This window comes from Pseudoxanthomonas sp. JC1303 (genome assembly GCF_058448525.1).
The window spans coordinates 2923202-2940576 of record NZ_CP185958.1 but is presented as its reverse complement, the minus strand read 5'-3'; the positions used below and the strand labels follow the sequence as shown (position 1 = coordinate 2940576).

13 protein-coding genes are annotated in these 17375 nt (G+C 68.8%); 5 read left to right on the top strand and 8 right to left on the bottom strand.

The window, feature by feature from the left end; translation table 11 throughout:
- Positions 1 to 11: 11 nt before the first annotated feature.
- The gene (locus tag ACORQU_RS13145; RefSeq protein WP_491641568.1) at positions 12 to 1763 is read left to right on the top strand and encodes a cation:proton antiporter domain-containing protein; all 1752 of its coding nucleotides are present in this window, start codon (positions 12 to 14) and stop codon (positions 1761 to 1763) included.
- A gap of 133 nt (positions 1764 to 1896) precedes the next feature.
- Positions 1897 to 3018, top strand: coding sequence for an HDOD domain-containing protein (locus ACORQU_RS13140; protein WP_491641567.1), 1122 nt, complete (start codon positions 1897 to 1899; stop codon positions 3016 to 3018).
- 28 nt (positions 3019 to 3046) lie between these two features.
- Here ACORQU_RS13140 and ACORQU_RS13135 read toward each other — a convergent pair whose 3' ends face one another.
- The 3 genes from ACORQU_RS13135 to clpB all read right to left on the bottom strand — a co-directional run bounded on the left by ACORQU_RS13135 (position 3047) and on the right by clpB (position 10537).
- On the bottom strand, positions 3047 to 5299 hold the full coding sequence (locus ACORQU_RS13135) for an EAL domain-containing protein (RefSeq protein ID WP_491641566.1): 2253 nt from the start codon (positions 5297 to 5299) through the stop codon (positions 3047 to 3049).
- A gap of 129 nt (positions 5300 to 5428) precedes the next feature.
- Positions 5429 to 7642 carry an EAL domain-containing protein gene (locus tag ACORQU_RS13130; RefSeq protein ID WP_491641565.1) on the bottom strand — a complete coding sequence of 738 codons (2214 nt, stop codon included), beginning with the start codon at positions 7640 to 7642 and terminating at the stop codon, positions 5429 to 5431.
- A gap of 309 nt (positions 7643 to 7951) precedes the next feature.
- Positions 7952 to 10537, bottom strand: a complete 2586-nt coding sequence (gene clpB, locus ACORQU_RS13125; protein WP_491641564.1) for an ATP-dependent chaperone ClpB — start codon at positions 10535 to 10537, stop codon at positions 7952 to 7954.
- Between the two features lie 192 nt (positions 10538 to 10729).
- On the opposite strand from clpB, the gene ACORQU_RS13120 reads away from it, so the two are divergent.
- Complete coding sequence (locus ACORQU_RS13120; protein ID WP_491641563.1) at positions 10730 to 11005, top strand: GIY-YIG nuclease family protein; 276 nt, start codon at positions 10730 to 10732, stop codon at positions 11003 to 11005.
- Positions 11006 to 11124: 119 nt separating this feature from the next.
- Entirely contained in the window at positions 11125 to 11832 is a 708-nt protein-coding gene (locus ACORQU_RS13115; RefSeq protein ID WP_491641562.1) for a glutathione S-transferase, read from the top strand.
- 22 nt (positions 11833 to 11854) lie between these two features.
- Here the strand turns inward: ACORQU_RS13115 and ACORQU_RS13110 are convergent, their stop codons facing one another.
- The 3 genes from ACORQU_RS13110 to ACORQU_RS13100 all read right to left on the bottom strand — a co-directional run bounded on the left by ACORQU_RS13110 (position 11855) and on the right by ACORQU_RS13100 (position 15348).
- A complete protein-coding gene (locus ACORQU_RS13110) occupies positions 11855 to 12688 on the bottom strand; it encodes a DUF3014 domain-containing protein (protein ID WP_491641561.1) in 834 nt (277 codons plus the stop codon).
- 51 nt (positions 12689 to 12739) lie between these two features.
- Positions 12740 to 14362, bottom strand: a complete 1623-nt coding sequence (locus ACORQU_RS13105; protein WP_491641560.1) for a hypothetical protein — start codon at positions 14360 to 14362, stop codon at positions 12740 to 12742.
- A 62-nt stretch (positions 14363 to 14424) separates the two neighbouring features.
- Entirely contained in the window at positions 14425 to 15348 is a 924-nt protein-coding gene (locus ACORQU_RS13100; RefSeq protein WP_491641559.1) for a LysR family transcriptional regulator, read from the bottom strand.
- Between the two features lie 107 nt (positions 15349 to 15455).
- On the opposite strand from ACORQU_RS13100, the gene ACORQU_RS13095 reads away from it, so the two are divergent.
- Positions 15456 to 16370, top strand: coding sequence for a DMT family transporter (locus tag ACORQU_RS13095; RefSeq protein WP_491641558.1), 915 nt, complete (start codon positions 15456 to 15458; stop codon positions 16368 to 16370).
- A 27-nt stretch (positions 16371 to 16397) separates the two neighbouring features.
- Here the strand turns inward: ACORQU_RS13095 and ACORQU_RS13090 are convergent, their stop codons facing one another.
- A complete protein-coding gene (locus ACORQU_RS13090) occupies positions 16398 to 16904 on the bottom strand; it encodes a GNAT family N-acetyltransferase (protein ID WP_491641557.1) in 507 nt (168 codons plus the stop codon).
- Complete coding sequence (locus ACORQU_RS13085) at positions 16871 to 17341, bottom strand: DUF3574 domain-containing protein (RefSeq protein ID WP_491641556.1); 471 nt, start codon at positions 17339 to 17341, stop codon at positions 16871 to 16873. Before ACORQU_RS13085 ends, ACORQU_RS13090 begins: the two co-directional genes overlap by 34 nt.
- Between the last annotated feature and the right edge of the window lie 34 nt (positions 17342 to 17375).

The window sequence follows — 17375 nt, the reverse complement described above, 5'->3', positions numbered from 1 at the left end:
CAAGGGAGCCCATGCATCACGACACCAGCCTGATCGACATCATCGCCGTCGGCCTAGCGGTTGCTTTCCTGCTGGGCGCGCTGGCCAACAAGCTGCGCCTGTCGCCCCTGGTGGGGTATCTGGTCGCCGGGATGGTGGTCGGCCCGTTCACGCCGGGCTTTGTCGCCGACCAGGACCTGGCCACGCAGCTATCCGAGCTGGGCGTGATGCTGCTGATGTTCGGCGTGGGCCTGCACTTCTCGCTGGACGATCTGATGGAGGTCAAGGGCATCGCCATCCCCGGCGCGATCGTGCAGATCGCCGTGGCCATCGGCCTGGGCTGGGCGCTGGCATGGTTCATGGGCTGGCCGCTGCTGCAGGGTTTCGTGTTCGGCCTGGCGCTGTCGGTGGCCAGCACGGTGGTGTTGCTGCGGGCGCTGGAGGACCGGCGCATGCTCGATACCCGGCGCGGCAAGATCGCGGTGGGCTGGCTGATCGTCGAGGACCTGGTCATGGTCCTGGCCCTGGTGCTGCTGCCAGCCCTGGCCGGCGCCCTGGGCGATGCCGGCACGGTGCGCGCCGCGGCTGAAGCGGGTGGCGGCGCCGCGGTGCAGGCCGCGCAGGGCGAACCCAACATCACGGTCGCCATCGCCAAGGCGCTGGGCATCACCCTGCTGCAGGTGGCCGCCTTCGTCGCGGTGATGCTGGTGATCGGCCGCCGGGTGATCCCGTGGACGCTGGAGAAGGTCGCGGCCACCGGCTCGCGTGAACTGTTCACGCTCTCGGTGCTGGCCATCGCATTGGGCGTGGCATTCGGCTCGGCCAAGCTGTTCGGGGTGAGCTTCGCCCTGGGCGCGTTCTTCGCCGGCATGCTGCTCAACGAGTCCGAATTGAGCCACAAGGCGGCCAATGATTCGCTGCCGCTGCGCGATGCGTTCGCGGTGCTGTTCTTCGTCTCGGTCGGCATGCTGTTCGACCCCATGATCCTGGTGAAGTACCCGCTGCAGGTGCTGGCGACCTTCGTGATCGTGGTGGTCGGCAAGTCGCTGGCGGCCTATGCGATCGTCCGCGCCTTCGGCCATCCGCGGCAGACCGCGTTCACCATTGCCGCCAGCCTGGCCCAGATCGGCGAGTTCTCCTTCATCCTGGCCGGCCTGGGCCTGAGCCTGAAGATCCTGCCGCAGTCCGGCCACGACATGATCCTGGCCGGGGCGCTGCTGTCGATCGTGGCCAACCCGTTCCTCTTTGCCGCCCTGGACGCGTGGAGCCGCCGCCAAGCCCAGGACGCCCTGGCCACCGATACCCCCGAACCCGACCCCTTGCCCGGCCCGCCGCTGATTGCGCAGGACCATGCCATCGTGATCGGCTACGGCCGCGTGGGCAGCAGTCTGGTCCGGGTCCTGGCCGAACGCGGGCTCCATCTGGTGGTCATCGACGACAACCGCGACAACGTGGAAAAGGCCCACGCCGCCGGCATTCCCGCCATCCGCGGCAGCGCCGCGGCCGACGCGGTCCTGGCGGAGGCCCAGCCGGAAAAGGCGCGCATCGCGGTGCTGGCCATCCCCCAGCCACTCGAAGCGGGCGAGGCCATCGCCAAGCTGCGCGCGCTCAACCCGGCGCTGACCGTGCTGGCGCGTGCCCATAGCGAGGGCGAGGTGGCGCACCTGCTCGAGCACGGCGCCGACGCGGCCGTGCTGGCCGAGCGCGAACTGGCCCATTCGCTGGCGGAAATGATCCTGTCGATGCCCCCATACCGGCCACCGCGCGCGCAGACCGCCTCCTGAGGCCAAGATCGCGCATTGCCAGCACAAAACTGCGACGGAAAGCGGGTTCGCAGCGGTGACCGGGGTCCCGAGTTTCGGTACAGTCGCCTTTCATTTTGAGTCGGTGCGGCATCCGGCTTTTCGGGGAAGTGTCTTGCGTATTCTGTTTGTGGGAAACGAAGCCAGCCTGTCGCTGGAGCTGATGGCGTACCTCACCGATCTGGGCGAGGACTGGCAGGTCGAAACCGTCGGCGATGGAAATGCGGCGATGGAAATGGTCGCCAATACGCCAATCGACGTGGTCATCGCCGCCCCCGTGCTGCCCGACCTGACCACGGCCACCCTGCTGGGCCAGATCCGCACCCTGCGGCCTGAGACCAGCCGCATCGCCATGGTCGATCCGGAGCAGGCCCAGCGCGGCCCCGCCGCACGCCTGCTTGGCGTGGCCCACCGCTTCCTGTCCATGCCGCTGATGCCCGAAGCCTTGCTCGAAGCGGTCACCAGCCTGGAAGAACTGCGCGAGCTGCTGGACAACCCGCGCCTGCGCTCGACCATCGGCCGCATCGAGAAGCTGCCCTCGCCCCCGCACCTGTACCTGAGCCTGGTGCACGCGCTGGAAGACAATGAAGGCGCCGACGCCAACGACATCGCCAAGCTGGTTTCGGCCGACCCGGCCATCGCGGCCAAGGTCCTGCAGCTGTGCAACTCGGCGTTCTTCTCCGGGGGGCGCAGCATCGCCGACCTGCGTACAGCGGTGACGCGCCTGGGTGTTGCGACCCTGCGCGACCTGGTCCTGGCCAGCGAAGTGTTTTCGGTCCAGACCCTCTCCCCCGAGGAACGCAACGCCATGCAGCAGCGCGCGCTGCTGTCTTCGCGACTGGCGGCCAAGATCCTGCCGTCCACCAGCGCCGAGCTTGGGTCGACCGCCTCGCTGCTGGCTGATATCGGCCTGCTGCTGCCCGGCGTGCGCGATGAACGCGCCGTCCCGGCCGACGACCAGGACGAGCGTCCCGGCCACAGTGAGGCCGGCGCCTATCTGCTGGGACTGTGGGGCCTGCCCATGCCGATCATCGAGGCGGTGGCCTTCCAGCGGCATCCGCAGAGCTCCAGCCTGCGCAGCTTCTGGGTGACCGGCGCGGTGCACGTGGCGACCTCGCTGATCAGCGGCGACCCGGTGGACGAGGAATACCTGCGTCGCGTCGGCGTGCTGGCCAAGCTGCCGGCCTGGCGCGACCAGGCCGACCGGCTGCTGGGACTGGCCGAAGAAGAGGCCTGAGTACCCGAGGCGACGCGCAGGTCGCCGCTCAGGCCAGGCTCGGGGTAAGTTCGGGCACGGCCAGGTCGAGCAGTACGTCGGCCAGCGGGCGCGGCCTGCCGTAGAAGTGCCCCTGCGCCCAGTCCACGCCCATCGCCCGCAGGCACTGGGCGGTTTCGGCATCCTCGACGAATTCGGCCACGGTTTCCGCGCCAAAGGCCTGGGCCACCGCGACCGACGCCTGGACCAGCGCATGGTCGCGTCCGCGCTGGACGACGTTGCGGATGAACGAGCCATCGATCTTGATCTCGTCCAGCGGCAGCTCCTTGAGCCGGGTGAAGCTCTGCATGCCGGTGCCGAAGTCGTCGATGGCGATGCGGCACCCCCCGGCGCGCAGCTCCTCCAGCAGTTCGATGGCCGCGGCGGTGCTGGCGATGGCGGCCGTCTCGGTGATTTCGAAGCACAGGGTGGACAGCGGCAGCGGCCATCGCGCCAGCAGGCTGCGCAGCTCGGAGCGGAAGCTCGGAGAGGCCACGCTCTGACCGGTGAGGTTGATCGAGATCCGGCCACAGTGCGGCAGCGCGGCACGGTGCCGTTCCAACTCACCGCGCAGCGTGCGGATGACCGCCAGGTCCAGCTCCACCCCGCGCCCGGCGGCTTCGATCGGCGCCATGAAACGCGCAGGCGAAATCAGCGTGCCGTCTTGATCGAAGAGACGGCACAGTACCTCGCCGCAGAGCTTGTCGGCGGCATGGCCGCCATCGCGCAAGGGCACGATGGGCTGGAAATGCAGGGCAATGCGATGCCGCCGCAGGCTGTCCAGCGCCTGCCCGGCGTCCTGCAGCTGGCGCAGCTGCAGGTCCTGCTGCTGCAGGTCGGCGGCCGCGGCGTAGCGCGGCAGCACGTCGCTCCGGCGCCGCGCATCGAAGGCCAGGTGGGAGGATGCGCGTAGCGCCGCGTCCAGCCCCGACGCCCCTTCGCCGTACAGGGGGGCGACTCCCATATAGGGCGACAGACGCAGCCGCTGCCCGCCCAGGTCCAACTCGGCGGCCTCCAGGGTGTGCATCAGCTGTTCCCAGGACAGCGCCTGCGGCTCGCGGATGAGCACGAACTGGCCGGTGCCCACGTAATACACCCGGGCATGCCGACGCAGCTGCGCGGCGGTCTGCTGCATCACCGCGGTCTGGGTGTCCAGGCCAAAGCCGGTGACCATGAAATCGACCTGGTCCAGCAGCAGATAGGCCAGCTCGCACCCTCCACCGGGGCGTCGCTGCAGGTCGCGGGTCAGCGCGCGCAGATTGGGCAGCAGCGTGATGCTGTTGCGCAGCGCCTGCTCGGACAGGTCGTGGGCCAAGATCCGCCGATCTCGCCGCCCCAGCCACACATAGAGCATGCTGATCAGCAGGATGCTCACCTCCACCGCGATGTGCAGCAGGTTGAAGAACCCAAGCACAGTGTTGCCGTAGGGCGCGGCACCGGCGGCGGCGGCAACCAACAGAAACAGCCCCGAAGACAGCGCCAGCATGGCGCCAAGCGGCGGCAGGCGGATGACCAGAAAGGCCAGCACCACGAACGCCACGAAGCGGGAGTCCATCAGCACCGGCGGCATCATCCCGGCATCGGAGAACCCGCGATACAGGCAGTGCGAAGCGAGCACACCAAGCCCCAAGGCCCCACCCAGCAGCAACGGCCAGCCAACACGCAATGCGCGCGAGGGCATGCGACCCCACCGCCGATGGTCGCGTTCGGTCCAGGCCAGCATGAGCGGCAAGGTGACCACGGCCACGCCGAACTGCGTGGCAAAGAACGTCTGGAAGATCTCCCCAAGCCATTCGCGGCGCGGCGGGTCGAGCACGATGGACGTGGCCGCCACCAGCGCCATGCCCAGCGGATAGAGCAACAGGGCCACCGCCGCCAGACGTGGCAATCGCGTGCGCACAAAGCGACGCCCGTGACCGGGCACCGGCCAGCCGGTCCAGTGCGCGCACAGCCTGGTCCACAGCACGATGACGCACCAGGCCGCCAAGCCCCATGCCAGGACGGGCCAGCCCCCTTCACCACCGCGAGCCTGGCGCACGCACCAGCCCAAGGCCAGCATCAGGCCCACGCCCGGCATGGTCCAACGATCGCGCGCCAGCAGCGCGATGGCCAGCAGCAGGCCGGCATGCAGGTGCACCAGCGATGCATCCTGCACCTTGCCTGCAAAATCGATGCGGTAAGCGATCGCGACCTGCTGCAGGACCAATCCCGTCAGACCAAGCAAAACGATCCTGCCCAGCCGCGTGGCCGTCCAGTGCCTCATTCCGGCATTCCCCCTGTCGCCACACGCACTCCGGCGGCGATCGGGCGGCATCGTGACATGCCGTCGCGGCATGCGGCATAGCACCATCCGGATGCGTGCACTCGATCACGCCGACAACGTGCCCGCGCGCTAGCTCAGCGCATGATCCGTTCCGAGCACCAGCTGCAACGGGCGCGGCGCCGCGATCAGATAGCCCTGCACCCAGTCCACGCCTAGCGCCTGCAGGCACGCCAGGGTCTGCGCGTCCTCGACGAATTCGGCCACCGTCTGCGCCTCGAAGGCGCGTGCCACGGCCACGCAGGCCTGCACCACGGCGTGGTCCTTGCCGCCTGCCGCCACATTGCGCACGAACGAGCCGTCGATCTTGATCACATCCACCGGCAGCAGCTTGAGACGTTCGAAACTCTGCATGCCCACGCCGAAGTCGTCGATGGCGATCAGGCAGCCGCGTTCGCGCAGTTGCTCGAGCAGCGCGCGCGCGACCGAGGCCTGCAGAATCGCGGCGGTTTCGGTGATCTCGAAGATCAAGCGGCTGCCGGGAATCGGCGCGTCGTCGAGCAGGGCCAGCAGGCTGCTGGCGAAACTGGCCGAGGCCAGGCTCTGTCCGGTGAGGTTGATGGCGAGTCGGGCGAAACGCCCGATGGCCTCCGGGCGCGCGGCCAGGGTGTCGAACAGTGCCCGCACCACCGCCAGGTCCAGCTCGCCACCGCGACCGACCGCCTCGATCTGCGGCAGGAACGCCGCGGGCATCATCAGCTGGCCGGATTCATCGCGCAGGCGACACAGCACTTCCCCGTGCAGCGGCGCCTCCCAGTCCAGTGGCGCATGCGCCTGGTCGATCGCATGCAGCGGCTGGAAGTAGAGCTCGACCTGCCCCTTGCGCAGCGCCGCCAGGGCATCGGAGGCGCTGCTGACCATCTGCCATGCCCCCACCCGACCCTCGTCCGGATCGTGCAGCAGCGGGTGCAACTCGCTGCGACGACGCGCCTGGAAAGCCAGTCGGGAAGCGTTACGCAGGGCTACTTCCAGATCGTGGGCCGTATCGTGGGCGAATGCGGCCACACCCAGATACGGGAGCATGCGGAAGTGTCCGCCGCCCGCCTCGATCCGCACGTCGCGCAGCCGCTCCATCAAGTCCTCCCAGCAGCTGTCGATGGGCGCCTGTGCGGTCGGCAGCAGAACGAACTGCCCGGTGCCCACCACATAGGCCTCCACATCCTCGCCCAGGCGGCCGGCCGCTTCGGTCATGACTTCGGCCTGGACCTCCAGGCCATAGACCGAGACCAGATCCTCGGTCCGGTCCAGCAACAGGTAGCCCAGTTGCCGACGTTCCGCCGCACGTGTGCGTTCTGCAACGCCATCGCGCAGCGCCTTCAGGTTGGGCAGGCCGGTCACCGCATCGCGTCGCGTCTCCCGATCCAGCTGCCGCGCGTTGCGGCGCGCATCGCGCAGCACGATCAGCAGATACAGCGCGGTGATCTGCAATACGCCCAGTTCGACGGCGATATGCAGCAGATTGACGAAGCCCAGCGGGGTATTGCTCGCCGTGGCCGCGCGCGCCGCGCCATAGGCAATCAGCAGCAGGCAGGCGCCGAGCAAGGCCATTGACACCGGATAGCGCAGGCGGATCACCGCCGCGCCGACCAGGACGAACAGGGTGAAGCGGAAGTCCATCAGCGGCAGCGGCTGGCCCGTGCGTGCGCCCAGGTGCTGGCGCAGATAGCCCTCGGCCAGGAAGCTCACCGCCACCGCGACCGTCAACACCAGCAGCCAGCCCAGGGCGCGCAGGCGTCGCTCGTCAGGCACCGGGGTCCCACGCTCGGTCCAGGCCGCCACCAGCGGCAGGGTCACCACCAGCACGCCAAACAGCTTGGACAAGTACACCTCGACCATGACCTGCACGCGTTCGCCGGCAGGGAACAGCCAGAGCGAGGCCAGCCCCCCGATCAAGGCAATGCCGACCGGATACAGCAGCAGTCCAACGCAGACATAGCCAGGCAGGTCGCCCAGACGCAGATGCGCCTGGGCGCCTGCGCGCGGCCAGCCCATCAGCCGCGCACAGAGCCAGGTCCACCCGAAGAGCAGCGCATACGCGCCGACGCCCACCGGCACCTCGTACCAGCTGCCATGCATGAACAGCATCCAGTCGGCGATCCAGCCCAGGCACAGCACGACGTGGAGTCCGGCCAGCACGCGGGTGCGGACGAACAGCATCGCCACGGCCAGCAGCAGGCCCGTATGCGGATGCACGAGCGAGGCCATCTCGGCGCTGCGCCCGAGGAAGGACGGATAGCCGACGCTGACCCGCTGCAACAGCAAGCCCACCGCGCCAAGCAGCAGCATGGTTCTCAACGACGTCGTTGCGCGCTCCCCCATCCCGCCATTCTGCCCACAACGGCGCGCTGCGCGACACCAAGGCAACCGGCGTCACACCTGCAGTCTGTCCGGCGTCAGAGTCCGCGCCGCGGGCGGGAGGAAAAAGCCGCTCAAAGGCCCGCTGCCCATCCCCGCATGGCACCCCTGGCCGCCAGGATCCCCATGGCCTCGCCGCCGTTCGTGCCGAAGGCCGCACCGCGGCGAGTCGCGTCCCAGCGCCGTCCGTCCCCGATCCGGTCGCGGAAGAAAAAGGCCCCGCGTGCGCGGGGCCTTTCCTTATCCCTTGGCGAACACCAGCTGCCCGCCTGCAGCATCGACCTTGACCGTGTCGCCGGCGCCGAATTCGCCGCCGAGGATCTTGGAGGCCAGCGGGTTCTCCAGCTGCTGCTGGATCGCACGCTTCAGTGGGCGCGCACCGTACACCGGATCGAATCCGACATTGCCCAGCAAGTCGAAGGCGCCATCGGCCACCTCCAGGGCGATGCCGCGCTCGTGCAGGCGTGACTCCAGTCCGCGCAGCTGGATCCTGGCGATCTGGCGGATCTGCGCCTTGTCCAGCGGGTGGAACACGACGATGTCGTCCAGCCGGTTGATGAACTCGGGGCGGAAGTGCGCCTGCACCACGCCCATCACCGAGGCCTTCATCTGCACATAGGCCTCCGGCGAATCATCGCCGCTCATTTCCTGGATCTGGTGCGAGCCCAGGTTGGAGGTCATCACGATGACGGTGTTGCGGAAGTCCACGGTACGTCCCTGGCCATCGGTCAGGCGGCCGTCGTCGAGCACCTGCAGCAGGATGTTGAACACATCGCTGTGGGCCTTCTCCACCTCGTCGAGCAGGATCAGCGAGTACGGACGACGGCGCACCGCCTCGGTCAGGTAACCGCCTTCCTCATAGCCGACATAGCCGGGAGGCGCGCCGATCAGCCGCGCGACCGAGTGCTTCTCCATGAACTCGCTCATGTCGATGCGGATCATCGCGTCGCTGGAGTCGAACAGGAACTCGGCCAGCGCCTTGCACAGCTCGGTCTTGCCCACGCCGGTCGGGCCCAGGAACAGGAACGAACCGCCCGGGCGGTTGGGATCGGCCAGTCCGGCGCGCGAGCGGCGCACCGCGTCGGACACGACCTTGATCGCCTCTTCCTGGCCGACCACGCGGGTGTGCAGCTGCTGTTCCATCTGCAGCAGTTTCTCGCGCTCGCCCTCCAGCATCTTGCTCACCGGAATGCCGGTCCAGCGCGAGACGACCTCGGCGATTTCCTCGGCGGTCACCCGGTCCTGGACCAGCTTGAAGTCCTGCTGTTCGGCGGCCTGCGCGGCGGCGAGCTGCTTGTCCAGCTGCGGCAGCACGCCGTACTGGATCTCGCTCATGCGCGCGTAGTCCTGGCGGCGCTGCGCGCCTTCCAGTTCCACCTTGGCCGCCTCGATCTGCTCCTTGATCTTGGTCGCGCCCTGCAGGGCGGCCTTCTCCGACTTCCACACCTCGTTGAGGTCGGAGAACTCACGTTCCAGCGTATCGATGTCGGCCTCCAGGTCGGCCAGGCGCTTGGCCGACTCGGCGTCCTTTTCCTTCTTCAGCATCTCGCGCTGGATCTTGAGCTGGATCAGGCGGCGCTCCTTGCGGTCCAGTTCCTCCGGCTTGGAGTCGATCTCCATGCGGATGCGGCTGGCGGCCTCGTCCATCAGGTCGATGGCCTTGTCCGGCAGCTGGCGATCGGCGATGTAGCGGTTGGACAGCGTGGCCGCCGCGACGATGGCCGGGTCGGTGATCTCCACGCCATGGTGGACCGCGTAGCGCTCCTTCAGGCCGCGCAGGATCGCGATGGTGTCCTCCACCGTCGGCTCGCCGACGAAGACCTTCTGGAAGCGGCGCTCCAGCGCGGCGTCCTTCTCCACGTACTTGCGGTATTCGTCCAGGGTGGTGGCACCGATGCAGTGCAGCTCGCCGCGTGCCAGCGCCGGCTTGAGCATGTTGCCCGCGTCCATCGCGCCATCGGCCTTGCCCGCGCCGACCATGGTGTGCAGCTCGTCGATGAACAGGATGATCTGGCCTTCGCTCTTGGACAGGTCGTTGAGCACGCCCTTCAGGCGCTCCTCGAACTCACCGCGGAACTTGGCCCCGGCGATCAGCGCGCCCATGTCCAGCGACAGCACGCGCTTGTTGCGCAGGTTCTCGGGCACCTCGCCGTTGACGATGCGCTGGGCCAGGCCTTCGACGATGGCGGTCTTGCCCACGCCGGGCTCACCGATCAGCACCGGATTGTTCTTGGTGCGACGCTGCAGGACCTGGATGGTGCGGCGCACTTCCTCGTCGCGGCCGATCACCGGGTCCAGCTTGCCTTCCTCGGCACGCGCGGTCAGGTCGATGGTGTATTTCTCCAGCGCCTGGCGCTGGTCCTCGGCGTTCTCGCTCTGCACGGTCTCGCCGCCGCGCACCTTCTCGATGGCCGCGGCGATCTTCTGCTTGTCGCCCCCGGCCGCGCGCAGGGCCACGCCGAGCGGGCCACTGTCCTCGGCGGCGGCCAGCACGAACCACTCGCTGGCGATGAAGGCATCGCCATGCTGCTGGGCGAGCTTGTCGGTGACGTTGAGCAGGCGCGAGAGGTCGTTGCCGATCGACAGGTTGCCGGCCTGGCCGGTGACCTTGGGCAGCGCCTCCAGCGACTCGCCCAAGCGCTCGCGCAGCACCGGCACGTTCACGCCGGCCTGGGCCAGCAGCGGGCGGGTGGAGCCGCCGGACTGGTCCAGCAGCGCCACCAACAGGTGCACCGGTTCGATGAGGTTGTGGTCGCGGCCCACGGCCAGCGACTGCGCATCCGCCAGGGCCTGCTGGAAGCGCGAGGTGAGCTTGTCCATCCGCATGGGGAAATCCTCGAAAGTGAGTGGCCGGCGCGGCCGGCAATGATCCTGAGATGGCGTTGACGCGGCGTGTTTCAAGGTCCGGTGAGACCGCGTTGCCGCGCCTGCCGGTGGTCCATCCTCGCCCCGCCCTGCGTGTGCCGCCTTGATCCGGCGCAATGTCGCCGCCAGGCCCGTCCACCGCATAATCGGCCCATGCCCGAGACCGCGCCCTGGTGCCTGTACCTGCTGGAATGTCGCAACGGCAGCTACTACTGCGGCATCACCAACAACCTGGAAGCCCGCTTCGCCGCGCACCTGGCCGGGCGCGGTGCACGCTACACCCGTGCCCACCCGCCCCTGCGCATCCTCGGCAGTCGCAGCTATCCGGATCGCGCCAGCGCCTCGCGCGCAGAGTGGGCGCTCAAGCAGCTGCCACGGGCGGCCAAGCTGGCCTGGTTGCAGGGATCATCGGTCGTGCCCGCCTCCTGAAGCCCGACGTGCGTGGCCGAGCGCGACATCGCGCGACGTCGCCAAAGGGCATCTGGATCACGGCGCGGTGGCGCCCGGCCCACTAGCCTCGAACTCCCTCCACCACCGGGTACGTTACGATGCACTACCACCTGTACTACTGGACCGGCCTGCAGGGGCGCGGCGAATTCGTCCGCCTGGCGCTGGAGGATGCCGGCGCCGACTACACCGATGTGGCCCGTGAGCAGGGCGACGGGGTGATGCAGGCGTTCCTGCAAGGTCGCCACGAAGGCCCACGCCCCTTCGCACCGCCCTTCCTCAAGGCTGGACGGTTGGTGATCGCCCAGGTGGCCAACATCCTGCACTTCCTGGGCCCGATCCTGGAGCTGGTGCCCGACGCGGAATCGCGGCGCATCCAGGCCCTGCAGCTGCAGCTGACCATCGCCGACCTGGTGGCCGAAGTGCACGACACCCATCACCCGGTCGCCACCTCGCTGTACTACGAGGACCAGCGACCCGAGGCGAAGCGGCGGGCGCAGGAACTGCGGGAAAACCGCCTGCCCAAGTTCCTGGGCTATTTCGAGAGCGTGGTGGAAGACGGCGGAGGCAAGCACGCCCTGCGCCAGCATTCCTACGTGGATCTGTCGCTGTTCCAGCTGATGCGCGGACTGGCGTACATGTTCCCTAAACGCATGGCGACCCTGGCGCCCGACCTGCCGCTGCTGCACGCACTGGCCGACCGGGTCGAGCAGCGCCCCGGCATCGCGGCCTACCTGGCCTCGGAGCGACGCGTGGCGTTCAACACCAACGGAATCTTCCGCCACTACCCGGAATTGGACGCCGCCTGAAGGCGGCGCCCGACGGCAGCGATCACATCCGAGTCAGCGCGGCGCGCATCGCCTTGAGCTGGGCCTTGACCGCCCGCTCCTGCTCCGGCCCCAGTCGCACCAGGGCCTTCTGTCCGACCGACAGGCCTTCCAGCACCGGATCGACGTAGCGATAACGACCCTTGGCATCCAGCTCCACTGCAGGCGGCTGCGCAGGTTCTGGCGCTTGCAACAGATGGTCGATGACCGCCACCAAGCGATCATTGAAATAGCCGTTGGCATAGCCCAGGTCCACATAGGCCTGCTGGAACAGCGGATAGAAGCGCTTGTAGGCGCGCACCAGCGTAGTGGGGTCGGCCTGGGTGAAAGCCTGCACGTAGGGCGCGTAACGCTGGGCATTGGAAGCGGCGATGGTCGTCGCCGTGTCGGCCTGCTCCACCGCCAGCTTGCCCGGCACCGGCTTGATCGCCATGGCGCGCTGGCTGAGGCTGGGCAAGGTCAGGTTGTCGATCATCACTACCAGGCGTGGGATCAGGCGGTCGCGCAGCAACAGGTCCAGGCCCGGTGCATTGCCGGCCGCCTGGGCCAGCGCGTCCCACGCACCGCCGTCACTGTCGCCCAGCGCCGGCAGCGCGGGCGCGGCGGCATCGGCCGTCTCGGCGTCATCGGCCACGGCATCGGCGATGGGGTGCTGGATCTGCGGGGTTTGTTGAGCAGGTGCTGTCGAGGAAGCAGACGCGGCGGGTGACGCCGCAGACGCGGGAGTCTCCTCGGCGGACGTGTCCTGGGGCATGTTCTGCCGGAACAGCCACCAGCCGGCGCCCACCACGACAACGACGACGATGAGCCAGGGCCAACGGGAAGATCTGGATTGCATGATGCGGATGTCCTGGTGAAGCAAGAACATCTTCTGACCGCGTCGGTTCGCCTAGGTTCCGTCGGTGCCCTGGACGGGTTCGGCGGGCCCGGCCCGATGCAGGCGCGACAGGCCCCACATCAGGGCCGCCAGGGCCAGATAGGCACCGGCGAACTGCAGCATCATGGTGCGCGGCAGGCCATGGACCTGCCAGGGGACATAGATGCCGCCGCCCGCGGCGACCGAGTGGATCAGCCCGAACAGGGTCAACGCGGCGGCGACCAGCCAGAACGCGCCGGCGCGCAGCAGGCGCCCGTCGATCATCGCCACCACCGCCCCGATCCACAGCATCGAGGTGATGATGAATCCATTGCCCAGCAGCTTGATGACGGCCATTTCCGACAGGCCATGCGCATCCGGCGTGGCCAGCAGGTAATCCATGCGGTCGGCCGGCACCCAGCCCTGGGCCTTGATCAGCAACAGGTAGGCCACCGAAGGCAGGAAGCCCAGCACCATTGCCCCGGCATGCTGGCGCGGGGTGGCCTGGAAGGCCTGGGTGGTGATGTCGATGGCCACGTACACGATGATCGGCGAGAGCACGGCCAGCGGCAGCCACTGCACCAGCATCGAGACGACGCCCAACATGCCGCCGATGCCGATGAACAGCCCGGTCAGCAGCGTGTACCCGCTGCGCGCGCCCATGTGTTTGTAAGCCGGCTGGCCAATGTAGGGCGTGGTCTGGGCCACGCCGCCGCACACGCCGGCCACCAGCGTGGCCATCGCCTCGACCAGCAGGATGTCGCGGGTGCGGTAGTCATCGCCGGCCGCGCGCGCGCTCTCGGAGACGTTGATGCCGCCGACCACCATCAACAGCCCGAAGGGCAGCAGCAACGGCAGGTATGGCAGCGCATGCGGCATCCCGTCGATGAAGCCCAGCGAGGGCCAGGGCAGCACGACATGCGGTGCGGTGAAGGTCGGCACCGCGAAGCCCGGCACGCCCAGACCGGACAGCCCCAATAGGTAATACAGCGCGGTGCCGATCAGGAAGGCGACCAGCACCCCGGGCAGGCGCACCGGCAAACGTCCCTTTGCGATCAGCACGTACAGCAGCAAGCCCAGGGTCAGCAGTCCCACCACGGGCGACTTGAGGGTTTCCAGCAGCGGCAGCAGCCCCATCAGCACCAGCGCGATGCCGGCGATGGAGCCCAGCAGCGCCGCGCGCGGCAGGGCGCGGGTCACCGCCTCGCCGAAGAACGACAGCACCAGCTTGAGTCCGCCCATGATCACCAGCGCGGCCATGCCCAAGTGCCAGGTCTCTATCGCCGCTGCGTGCGCGTCCATGCCGAGGTTGCGGAAGGTCCAGAAGGCCGGGCCCAGCACCAGCAGCGCCATGCCGATGCTGGTCGGCGCATCCAGGCCCAGCGGCATCGCCGTGACATCGCTGCGTCCGGTGCGCCGGGCCAGGCGGCGCGCCATCACTGTGTAGGCCAGGTTGCCGACCAGGACGCCGAAGGCCGTGCCGGGGAACATCCGACCGAACACCACCTCGGCGGGAAACTGAAACATCCCCACCAGCGCCATCGCGATGAAGCCCAGGATGGACAGGTTGTCGACCACCAGGCCGAAAAAACCATTGAGGTCGCCAGGAACGAACCAGCGCGCGTGCGCCGGGGAACGGGGAGCGGAAGCAGGCATGCAGGTGGCGCCGACGCGGGGAAGCTGTCGATCCTAGGCGCTGGTCACCCTGCCGGACAACGTCACGCGCAAGGCGCGGCCAGCCGCTCGACCAGAAAGTCGATCAGCACGCGTGCCTTGGGCGGCAGGTAGCGGTTGGGCGGATACATCAGCCACGCGGTCCCGGCGTAAACCGGCGGATGAAACGTCCAGTCCGCCAGCACCCGCCGCAAGCGGCCATTGGCCAGCCACGGACTGGCCACGAAATCCGGCAGCGACGCGATGCCCAGACCGGCGGCAGCGGCCTCCGCGCGCACCGCACTGTGATTGGCCGGATAGCGCCCGTGCACCTCTACCCGCGCCCGCTCGCTGCCCCGGGTGAACTGCCAACGCTGGTCCTGGCGCGACTCGCCCAGGTGCAGGCACTGGTGCGCGGCCAGCGCCCGGGGATGGTCCGGCTCAGCGTGCGCGCGCAGATAGTCCGGCGCAGCGCACAGCACGTGTTCGACCCGATGCAGCGCGCGTGCCACCCAGCCCTCGAACGGTTGCTCGGTCACCCGCACCACCAGGTCCACGCCCTCGGCAATCGGGTCCACCAGCCGGTCCAGAAGCAGCAGTTGCAGGTCCACCTGCGGATAGCGCGCGAGAAACTCCGGGACATGCGGGTGGATCCGGTGCCGCGCATAGGCCACCGGCGCGCTCAGGCGTACCAGCCCACGCGGAGCAGCCTGCAGCTGGCCGGCGGAGCCCACCGCGGCGGCCGCCGCCTGCAGCATGTCGCGGCAGCGGGCACAGACGGCCTCGCCGGCATCGCTCAGCCGCAGCTGGCGGGTGGAGCGCTCGATCAGCCGCACCGACAGCGCGCGCTCCAGGCGCTGGACCTGGCGGCTGACCGCCGAGGGGGTCACGCCGAGTCGCCGTGCGGCGGCCGAGAAGCTGCCGGCTTCGGCCACCTGCACGAAGGCCGCCATGTCCGGCAACAGGGGGATCAGGTCGATGTCGTCCACGGCGCCTCGATTGTTGCCTCAAGCACACAGGTGATGTGCATCAAACCCGGATTATTAATCTATTGGCAAGGACGGAGACTGCGCGTCCGCCCCCTCCCGAGGCCTTCATGCCAACTTCCCGCGCCCCTCTGGGGTGGCCCGACCTGTTGCTCGTCCTGTCCGCCCTGGTCTGGGCCACCAGCTATGGCGTCACCCAGTCCGCCCTGCACTGGGTGCCGGTGGCGATGCTGCTGGTCTTGCGCTTTGGCTTGGCGTCGCTGCTGCTGGCCCCGGCGTGGCTGCGCCTGCGCCTGCCGCGCACCGATTGGCTGCGGCTGGCTGTGCTGGGCGCACTGATGCTGGTGACCCTGACGCTGGAATGCGTGGGGGTCCTGCACACCAGTGCCGCCAACGCTGCTCTGCTGATCAGCCTGTGCCTGGTGCTGACGCCGCTGGCCGAGTGGGCCTGGCTGGGACGTCGCCCTACGCTGCCCGAGACGGTGGCGTGCGCGGTGTCGCTGGGCGGCGTCGTGCTGCTGACCACCGACGGCGGCCTGCATCTGCGCCTGGGCGATGGGCTGCTGCTGGCCGCCGCGGTCAGCCGCAGCGCGCTGGGCGTGCTGACCCGCCAGCAGATGCTGCGCCGTCCGGTGCCCGCCCTGGCCCTGACCGGCGTGCAGTCCGGCGTGGTCGCCCTGGGCGCGCTGCTGGCCCTGCTCGTCCTGCCCGGATCCCTGCGCACCGTTTGGCATCCCGACACCGTCGAAAACCTGTGGCTGCCGCTGGCCTGGCTGGTGCTGGGCTGCACCCTGTTCGCCACCGGTGCGCAGAACCTGGGCGCGCGCCACCGCAGCGCCACCCGCGCGGCGGTGCTGGGCGGCTGCGAACCGGCCTTCGGCGCCCTGTTCGGCGCGCTGTGGTTGGGCGACCGGCTCGGCAGCTGGGGCTGGGCCGGCGCGGCCCTCATCGTCGGCGCCGCGCTGCTGGCGGTCATGCCAATGCCCAGTGCCTCCGCCAAGCGAGCGTTACGAGAACCGGCATGACCTGGCATCCGCTCAGCGCGATGCCGTTTAAATCCGAAGATGCAGGAACTGGTTGAAGTCGCTGGCGACGTAGTCGCCAAACGCGGGGCCGTTGACAAAGCCGCGCCGCCGGTACAGCGCCAGCGCCGGCTCGAAAGCCTCGCCCGAACCGGTCTCCAGGCTCAGGCGATGCAGGCCCAGTGCACGCGCCTGTCCGATGATGTGTTCCAGCACGGCGGCGGCCGCGCCCTGGCGCAGGTGGTCGGGGTGGGTGCGCATGGACTTGAGCTCGCCGGTGCCGTCGCCCCAGTCCTTGAGCGCGCCCACCGCGACCAGTACATCGCCGCGCCACGCGCTCCACACGCGCATGCCCGGTGCCTGCAGGCCGGTCAGGTCCAGCGCGAAGACGCTGCCCGGCGGCGAGTGGGCATGCATCTGGCGCAGGTGGTACTCCAGCAGCGCACGGATCTGTGCACCGCTCAGGTCATCGGGTCGGATCTCAAACGGCGCGGCGGTGATGCTCAGAACGAGACCTCCACCGGTGTGCGCGCCCACAGCACCGACTGGTGGCCGGTGGCCTGCTTCCACGCCAGGCGGATGGCTTCGATGTCGGCCCGGTGTTGCGGCGTGTCCTGATGCAGGATGACCAGCACCTTGGTCTTCAGCCGGTTCGGCGCCGGGGCGCCACGGAACATCCACTGTCCGTAGGCATCGAACACGGTCAGTCCATCGGGGAACCGCGGGGTCACTTCCTTGTCCAGGAAGGCGCGCCACTGCGCCTGGCCGATCGGTGCGTCCTGCGGACGGTCGGCCACACCGTCGTCGGCGCCCACGCCGAAATACAACTCGCTGCGAACCCAGCCGGTGGCCTGCGCCGGGCGCGCGGCGTCGCCCTGCATCGCGGCCGTGGTCTGGTTGGAGCGGGTGGGCTGGATCGCGCAAGCGGACAATAGCGCCAAGGTCATCGCCAGCAACGTCGATCGCGTGGACATGGAGGGTTCTTGCATCAGGGGACGGCGACAGAGC

What these genes read in the sequence shown, in the direction of transcription:
- ACORQU_RS13130 (WP_491641565.1), bottom strand. Translation starts at nt 7,642, where the DNA reads ATGCTGCTGCTTGGCGCGGTGGGCTTGCTGTTGCAGCGGGTCAGCGTC.
- ACORQU_RS13120 (WP_491641563.1), top strand. Translation starts at nt 10,730, where the DNA reads ATGCCCGAGACCGCGCCCTGGTGCCTGTACCTGCTGGAATGTCGCAAC.
- ACORQU_RS13085 (WP_491641556.1), bottom strand. Translation starts at nt 17,341, where the DNA reads ATGTCCACGCGATCGACGTTGCTGGCGATGACCTTGGCGCTATTGTCC.
- ACORQU_RS13105 (WP_491641560.1), bottom strand. Translation starts at nt 14,362, where the DNA reads ATGCCTGCTTCCGCTCCCCGTTCCCCGGCGCACGCGCGCTGGTTCGTT.
- ACORQU_RS13135 (WP_491641566.1), bottom strand. Translation starts at nt 5,299, where the DNA reads ATGAGGCACTGGACGGCCACGCGGCTGGGCAGGATCGTTTTGCTTGGT.
- ACORQU_RS13095 (WP_491641558.1), top strand. Translation starts at nt 15,456, where the DNA reads ATGCCAACTTCCCGCGCCCCTCTGGGGTGGCCCGACCTGTTGCTCGTC.
- ACORQU_RS13145 (WP_491641568.1), top strand. Translation starts at nt 12, where the DNA reads ATGCATCACGACACCAGCCTGATCGACATCATCGCCGTCGGCCTAGCG.
- clpB (WP_491641564.1), bottom strand. Translation starts at nt 10,537, where the DNA reads ATGCGGATGGACAAGCTCACCTCGCGCTTCCAGCAGGCCCTGGCGGAT.
- ACORQU_RS13110 (WP_491641561.1), bottom strand. Translation starts at nt 12,688, where the DNA reads ATGCAATCCAGATCTTCCCGTTGGCCCTGGCTCATCGTCGTCGTTGTC.
- ACORQU_RS13115 (WP_491641562.1), top strand. Translation starts at nt 11,125, where the DNA reads ATGCACTACCACCTGTACTACTGGACCGGCCTGCAGGGGCGCGGCGAA.